Origin of the sequence: Mesorhizobium sp. M7A.F.Ca.CA.003.01.2.1 (assembly GCF_003998945.1) — a bacterium.
Lineage (GTDB): Bacteria > Pseudomonadota > Alphaproteobacteria > Rhizobiales > Rhizobiaceae > Mesorhizobium > Mesorhizobium ciceri.
The window spans coordinates 1-5953 of sequence record NZ_RZRA01000282.1 but is presented as its reverse complement, the minus strand read 5'-3'; the positions used below and the strand labels follow the sequence as shown (position 1 = coordinate 5953).

At 62.8% G+C, this 5953-nt stretch carries 6 protein-coding genes; 4 read left to right on the top strand and 2 right to left on the bottom strand.

The features are described from left to right. A partial coding sequence (gene folK / locus EN969_RS13710; RefSeq protein WP_127419182.1) for a 2-amino-4-hydroxy-6-hydroxymethyldihydropteridine diphosphokinase occupies positions 1-413 on the top strand: 413 nt, incomplete at its 5' end. A gap of 26 nt (positions 414-439) precedes the next feature. Here the strand turns inward: folK and EN969_RS13705 are convergent. Then, positions 440-985, bottom strand: a complete 546-nt coding sequence (locus EN969_RS13705) for a DUF924 family protein (RefSeq protein ID WP_063167919.1) — start codon at positions 983-985, stop codon at positions 440-442. A gap of 14 nt (positions 986-999) precedes the next feature. Next, positions 1000-2835: a monovalent cation:proton antiporter-2 (CPA2) family protein gene (locus EN969_RS13700; protein ID WP_127419181.1), complete on the bottom strand. Its 1836-nt coding sequence runs from the start codon at positions 2833-2835 to the stop codon at positions 1000-1002. A gap of 160 nt (positions 2836-2995) precedes the next feature. On the opposite strand from EN969_RS13700, the gene EN969_RS13695 reads away from it, so the two are divergent. The 3 genes from EN969_RS13695 (at position 2996) to EN969_RS13685 (ending at position 5703) form a co-directional block, all read left to right on the top strand. Continuing rightward, complete coding sequence (locus tag EN969_RS13695; protein WP_063170228.1) at positions 2996-3985, top strand: AraC family transcriptional regulator; 990 nt, start codon at positions 2996-2998, stop codon at positions 3983-3985. A gap of 60 nt (positions 3986-4045) precedes the next feature. Next, a complete protein-coding gene (locus tag EN969_RS13690; RefSeq protein ID WP_063167920.1) occupies positions 4046-5254 on the top strand; it encodes an MFS transporter in 1209 nt (402 codons plus the stop codon). A 182-nt stretch (positions 5255-5436) separates the two neighbouring features. Next, positions 5437-5703, top strand: a complete 267-nt coding sequence (locus tag EN969_RS13685) for a hypothetical protein (protein ID WP_024503536.1) — start codon at positions 5437-5439, stop codon at positions 5701-5703. Positions 5704-5953: the final 250 nt, after the last annotated feature.

The following is a 5953-nucleotide window of genomic DNA, read 5'->3' as shown; positions in this document are numbered from 1 at the left end:
CGGATACGCGTGTCACCGGCGTCTCCTCGCTCTATCGCACACCGCCCTGGGGCAAGCTCGATCAGCCGGATTTTCTCAATGCGGCCGCCGAAATTTCCACCGTGCTTGCACCGCGTGCCTTGCTCGACCTCTGCCTCGATGCGGAGCGCAAGCTGAAGCGGGTGCGCGAGGAGCGGTGGGGGCCGCGGCTGATCGACATCGACATTCTGGTGTTCGGCGACCGCGTCATCCACGAGACCGGGCTGGAGGTGCCGCATCCGCGCATGCTGGAGCGCGCCTTCGTGCTGGCGCCGCTGGCCGAGATCGCGCCCGGCCTGGTTGTCAGCGGTCGCAGCATCACCGACCGCCTGGTCGCCGTCGATACCTCAGGCATCGAGCGATTGTCGTCCGGCCGGGATTGGTGGCTGGCCTGATTTCTGGGCAAAGCGACGGCCGAACTTTAGCCCGAGAAGCCGCCACCATCCAGGAACGTCTGCTCCTGCGAGGTGGTTTCGCGCCCAAGCATCCTGTTTCGATGCGGAAAACGGCCGAATTGCTCAATGATATCACGATGTTCGACAGCATACTTCAGATAGGGCTCGGCCCTGGCCTGCGTCAGCTCGACCGAAATATCCTGGTCGGCCAGTAGCTCCGAATGCTCATAGGGCAGGTAGAGGAAAACGCGGAGTTCTTCCTCGAGTGCCAGGTCATGACCAGCCGCGATCGCCTTCTCTGCGAAATATCTGGCGAGCGGATCGGTCGCGTACATATGGCCGGTGCCGCGAAAGCAGTTCCGCGGAAACTGGTCGAGCAGGATCATCAGCGCCAGCGCGCCTTCGGTATGTTCCAGCCAGTCGTCGCATTCACGCCGCGCGGCGGCGTAGTGCAGGTCGAGAAAGCGGTCGCGGAACTCGGCATCGAATGCTTCGTTCTTCTCGAACCAGGCATCCTCGCCGGCATCGCGCCAGAATTTGGTGACCGACAGGGCTCTGCTGTCCAATTCCATACCTGATTCCTTGCTCAATCGGCGGGGTCGGATTTTTGCAGCACACCCGCGGTCTCTTCGTTGAGTGCCTGACCAGGCCGGCGCGGCGTCGAGAGCGGTGTCGGAATCGGCGTGCCGATATTGCCTCTCAGGAAGCGCTGTCCGGCGCGAATGCCTTCGGCGAGCTGGGTTTCGAAGCGGTCGGTGTCGCGGCGCCTGACATCTTCGATCGTTTCAGCCACGTCTTCGGGATCGACGCCCAGAGATTCCAGGGCCGAGCCGCCGAAAACAAGTGCGGATTCGAAGGTTTCGCGCAGTTGGTAGTCGACGCCGGCACGTATGAGCTGCAGCGCCGTTCCACGGTCGAATGCGCGGGCCAGCACGGTGAGCAGTGGGAATTCGGCCTTGATCAGCTGGGCGATGCGAACAGCCACATCGGCCTTGTCGACGCAGATCAGCACGGCGCGCGCCCGGCCGGCACCGGCGGCATGCAGGATGTCCAGCCGCGTGCCGTCGCCATAGTAGACCTTGAAGCCGAAATCGGCCGCCGCCTGGATCATTTCGACGTCATTGTCGATGATCGAGACGTCGATGCCGCGCAGCAGCAGCGGCTGGCTGGCGATCTGGCCGAAGCGGCCGAAGCCGATGATCAGCACGCTGCCGGTCAGGCCATCGGCGACGTCGACGCCGTCGAGCGACTGCTCGTCGCGCGGCGTCAGATAGCGCAAGGCGATGATGGCCAGCGGCGTCAGCACCATGGAGATGATGACGATCGCCGTCAGCGTCGCATTGGCGTTGCCGTCGATGATGCCGACCGCCGCGGCCGCCGAATAAAGGACAAAGGCGAACTCACCGCCTTGCGCCATGAAGACCGCGCGCTCAAGCGCCTCGCGGTGGCTGGTTTTCAGGATACGGGCGACGATGTAGATGCCGAATGCCTTCATCACCATGTAGGCGACGACATAGATGGCAATCAGCCGCCAGTTCGCCGCGACCACATGCAGGTCGAGCGACATGCCCACCGCGAGAAAGAACAGACCGAGCAGGATGCCGCGGAACGGTTCGATATCGGCTTCGAGCTGATGGCGGAAGGTCGATTCGGACAAAAGCACACCGGCCAGGAAGGCGCCCATCGCCATCGACAGGCCGCTGAGCTGCATGGCGAGCGCGGATCCGAGAACGACCAGAAGTGCCGCCGCCGTCATCACCTCGCGGGCACGGGCATCCGCCAGGATGCGGAAGAACGGATTGAGCAGATAACGGCCGGCCACAACCAGGCCGACGATCGCGGCGAGGCCGATGCCGACCTCGGTCAGCCGCTCCGATAGGCTGGTGTCGGCACCGCCGGGCGCCAGAAACGCGATCAGGGCCAGCAGCGGCACGATGGCAAGATCCTCGAGCAGCAGGACCGATACGATGCGCTGGCCTTTCGGCGCGGCGATTTCGCCGCGTTCCTCGAGAAGCTGCATGACGATCGCTGTCGAGGTCAGCACGAACCCGGCGCCGGCGACGAAGGATTGCGCGATTGGAAACCCTCCAGCCATGCCGACCCCGGTCAGCAGGAGCGCGCAGACGCCGACCTGCAACGCACCGAGGCCAAAGATCTCGCGGCGCAGGCCCCAGAGCCGCGATGGCTGCATTTCCAGCCCGATGATGAACAGGAACATCACCACGCCGAGTTCGGCGACATGAAGAATGGCTTCCGATTCGGAAAAGACGCCGAGGCCGAACGGGCCGATCACCACGCCGGCAGCCAGATAGCCGAGGATCGAGCCGAGGCCCATGCGCTTGAAGATGGGAACGGCGACGACACCGGCAGCAAGCAGCGCCACCACCTGAACCAGATCACTGCCCGATGCTTCCGCCGCCATGCCTCTTGTCCCTGTGTCTTGCAGCACTCCTTGCATGCAGTTGGAGCGGGAGGCAAGGCGAGAAATCTGCCGGAAAGGGTAGGGTGCCGTTGCAGTGATTGACCTGGTGGAACAACGGTCCCCGCTTGCCTGCCGGACGTTCGGCATCTATATTGCGTATATGTTTGACCATTCGTCCCGGCCGTCCTCGCCGCCACATATCCCGATGGATGCGCTCAGCGAAGTTCTGCAAGACTTTCGCTTGAGTGGTGTCAACTATGGCCGCTGCGAACTCCGGCACCCATGGAGCATAGACTTTCCGCAACAACAGCTGCTTCGGTTTCACTTTGTCGGCCAGGGCCCATGCTGGATTCATACTGAATCGCAAGGTTGGCAGGAGCTGCGCGATGGCGATCTGGTGCTGCTGCCGCAAGGCATCGCCCATCGGCTGGCGAGCGCGCCGGACGTTGCAGGGGGCTCGCTCGAAGGTTGCCAGGTGATCAAGTTGGGGGGCAACGTCTGCGAAGTGGTACGGCAAGGAACGGGCGCGACGAGCACCCTTTTCTGCGGCTCCATGGCCTTGGACTCCTATGCGCTCAACCCATTGATCACGTTGATGCCGCCTGTCATCAAGGGTTGCGACGTGGCCGGCAATGACCCGGTCGTCGGTCCTTTGCTGGCGGCCATGACGGTGGAGGCCTCGCAGCCGCAGATGGGCAGCGCCACGATTCTGTCGCGTATGGCCGACTTGCTGACGGCCCGGCTCATACGCTGCTGGGTCAATTGCAATGGAGCCTCGACCACCGGTTGGCTCGCAGCCATCCGCGACCCCCATATAGGCCGCGCTTTGGCGGCCATGCACCGCGACCCCGGCCACAACTGGACGCTGGGAAGCCTGGCCGGCGTGGCAGGCCAATCGCGCTCGATTTTCGCCGAGCGTTTCAGTGCGGTATTGGGGGAGGGTGCCGCACACTATCTCGCCCGCCTGCGCATGCAGCTTGCCCGCGAATTGCTGGGCCAAAACGGCTTGTCGGTTGCCGAAGTCGCTACCCGTTTGGGCTATGATTCGGAGGCATCCTTCGCGCGCGCGTTCAAGCGCATCACCAATGTCTCGCCGGGCGTTGTGCGTCGCACAATTCCCGGACGAATGGATATGAATTTCGGATTCTAAGATACATATCATCCGAGCGGACTCGCCTATTTAAGACCTCCAAACTTTGGAGATCTTTCCGTGACTGACACAACATTACAGCTTGAAGACGCCGCGACTGGCCTTGATGCCGATGCACCAGCCGCGTGGAGCGCAGCCACCTGGTTCGCGGTCATTTCATTGGCGGCCACCAGCTTTGCCTTGGTGTCGGCCGAATTCCTGCCCGCAGGTCTGCTGACGCCAATGGCACGCGATCTCGGCATCAGCGAGGGGACGGCCGGACAGGTAGTCACCGCCACCGCTTCCGTCGGCGCCGTGACGGCCATGTTGAGCAATGTTCTCATCGGCCGCTTGAACCGCAAGGCGGTGCTGGTTGGTCTCAGTGCTCTTGCGGTCGGTTCCAATGTCCTGGCGGCGCTGGCGACCGATTTCTGGCTGTTGCTGTTGGGCCGCGCCGGGCTGGGCATCGCTCTCAGCGCTTTCTGGGCACTTTCGGTCGCCGTTGTGGCGAGGCTGGTTGGCGCCAGCGCGACAGGTCGGGGCATGGCGATCGTCACCCTGGGCGTCTCGCTCGCAACCATTGCCGCACCGTCGATGGGCGCGTTGATCAGTGACTGGATAGGGTGGCGCAGTGCCATGGCCATGACGGCGGGGCTGGCCGCGCTTGCCATGCTGCTGCAGTTTCTCAGCCTGCCGACCTTGCCCGCAACGGCAAGCAACAGCCTTGCAGATGTATTTCGGCTGACCCGGCGGCGCGGCATCCAACTCGGGATGCTGGCTATCCTTTTGCTGATGACGGGGCATTTTGCCGGCTCGGTCTATGTGCGTCCCTTCCTCGAACAGGTGACACTCCTTACAACCGGACCGATTGCCTTGGCTCTGCTCGGGTTTGGCGTCGCTGCCGTGATCGGTAATGTTGCCGGCGGCCGCATGGCCGACACCAACATCCACATGGCCCTCGCAGTCACCGCGGCGTTGATGGCGGTTGCGGCACTTACTTTGGTGCTTTGGGGCTCGCGTATCGGCGTTGCCTTCGGCTTCGTTACGCTGTGGGGTTTCGCCTTTGGCATGGCGCCGGTGGTGCTGCCGACCAATATGTCGCGCGCGGCGCCTGATGCGCTGGAGGCAGCGGGCAGCCTGATGGTCACCTCTTTCCAAATTGCCATCACCATCGGCGCGGTTGTCGGCGGCTATGTCGTGGACACCTATGGCGCGACTGGACCTTTGACTCTGACTGCTATCCTTGCCGCATCGACCGCCGTCTTGGCGCTGCTGCAGCCTCGCAGCTGAACTTTGCAGCCGCCGACACAGTAGCCTCAAATCCTGCCGCCAGCGATGTTGCAGGCGCGATACACAAGTTGAGGCCGGGAACACGTTGCATCTTGCCGCAATCGAAGGCTAAGGACGCTCGGCTTCGGCCATTGGAGGGTGATCGACGATCAAGTCGCGCCCTTTTTGAGGAGATGACTGACATGAAGAAGTTTTTGTTTGTTGCCGTCGGCCTGGCGGTGCTTGCCGGTTCGGCTTGCTCGAAGGCGCCTGAGTGCACGGCGGAGATCGCAACCAAGAAGGCGCAGGACATGGCTGCAGCACTTCAGGAGGCGATCACCAAGGACCCGGCCAAGGCGGCTGATCTGACCGCCAAGGTCCAGGCGGTGACAACCAAGTATCAGGGCACCACGACGTTGGCCGACGCCTGCAAGGCCTATGACGAAGTGACGGCCGCGATCAAGGGCTGACACCCTGATTTGAGATCAAGGCCTAAGCGCCTGATTCGATGGGCTCAAGTGAGAGGGCGGTGACCGTTGGGTCGCCGCCTTTTTCTTCGGATTTTTCAGTTCGGCGCGATTTCAGTTCGGCGCGATGGAACCGACTTCGACCGCGTCGACCCGCTTCAGGCTCATGCCGATCACCGGCACCAATTGGTCGTTGACGCGCACGGCGATAGTCACCGTCATCGAATTGTCGTCAGGGATGCGAGCCTGCATG

Bases quoted from the DNA above. Each gene is read 5' to 3' on its own strand.
- EN969_RS13705 (WP_063167919.1), bottom strand. From the start codon at position 985: ATGGAATTGGACAGCAGAGCCCTGTCGGTCACCAAATTCTGGCGCGAT.
- EN969_RS13700 (WP_127419181.1), bottom strand. From the start codon at position 2,835: ATGGCGGCGGAAGCATCGGGCAGTGATCTGGTTCAGGTGGTGGCGCTG.
- EN969_RS13695 (WP_063170228.1), top strand. From the start codon at position 2,996: ATGTTTGACCATTCGTCCCGGCCGTCCTCGCCGCCACATATCCCGATG.
- EN969_RS13685 (WP_024503536.1), top strand. From the start codon at position 5,437: ATGAAGAAGTTTTTGTTTGTTGCCGTCGGCCTGGCGGTGCTTGCCGGT.